The 1,138-nt window shown below is 60.3% G+C and carries 1 protein-coding gene; it reads right to left on the bottom strand.

Annotation, left to right across the window (positions count from 1 at the left end; translation table 11 throughout):
* On the bottom strand, window positions 1-1,008 hold a 1,008-nt coding region (locus HUJ17_RS00750), incomplete at its 3' end, for a metallophosphoesterase (protein WP_290508911.1).
* Window positions 1,009-1,138 lie beyond the last annotated feature (130 nt).

Here is a 1,138-nt window from a genome sequence, read left to right on the forward strand (position 1 = left end):
CACCACGGTCCAGCTTTCGCCATCCTCATTGAGTGCCAGGGTCAGGTCGATGATGCCCAGGTGGCTGCCCCAGTAGCCGGGCATCACCGAGGGCACGCCCTTGATGGTGCCTTTTTCCAGATCCACGTTGGCGGTGTTGGCAAAGCTGTCCGAAGGGAAGGTCAGGTGGCTGTGGCCGAACATGATGGCGTCGATGCCTTCCACGTCCGCCAGGTACCAGCTGCTGTTTTCTGCCTTGGCGTCCTTCGAGTAGGCGGTAGTGTTTATACCGGAATGGGGAATGGCGACGATGATGTCCGCGCCTTCCGCTTTCATCTGCGGCACCAGTAACTCCGCGGTGGCCTTGATGTCCTTGGCGGTGACCTTGCCCTCCAGATTCTTCTTGTCCCACTGCATGATCTGCGGTGGCAGGAAGCCGATAAAGCCCAGGGTCAGGTCGTGGGGGTTGCCGTCCCGGTCGTAGACCGTTTTGGTGATCAGTTTGTACTGATCAAAATACGGGGTGCTGCCGTCGGCGCTGAACACATTGGCGCTGATGTAGGGGAAGGCGGCGTCGTCCACGCTTTCGGCGAGGAAATCCAGGCCGTAGTTGAATTCGTGGTTGCCGTAGTTGCCCACGTCGTAGGCCATTTCATTCATGACCTTGTAGACCGGGTGCACCTCGCCGCTGGTGAGCCCCTGCGCCTGGCGCCAGTCGCCCATGGGGCTGCCCTGGATCAGGTCGCCGTTGTCGACCAGTGCAGAATTTTCCGGGTAAGTGATTTCGGCGCGGGCCTGCTTGACCAGCATGGCGGTGCGCACCAGGCCATGGCCGTTGTCCACGCTGTCACTGTAGTAGTTGTAGTCCATCACGTTGGCGTGGATGTCGGTGGTTTCCATCAGACGCAGATCCACCCGGGGGCTGGCGTCCTGTTGGGCGGGGGTGTTGTCGTCATCGCCGCCGCAGCCGCTGAGCAAGGCGCCGCTGGCCAGAGACAGGGCCAGCAGGGATCGTAGTGAAGCCTTCATGGTGTTTCCTGTGTATCGGGTTGAAAGAAGGGCGGCGCGAACGCCGCCGGGGAATTTTTAAAAAGCATCAGGGGCAGTCGCTGATTACGGTGAGTGAGCTCACCGATTCCAGGCTGGGGTAACTCATGTA

This window comes from Alcanivorax sp. (assembly GCF_014762765.1).
Classification (GTDB): domain Bacteria; phylum Pseudomonadota; class Gammaproteobacteria; order Pseudomonadales; family Alcanivoracaceae; genus Alcanivorax.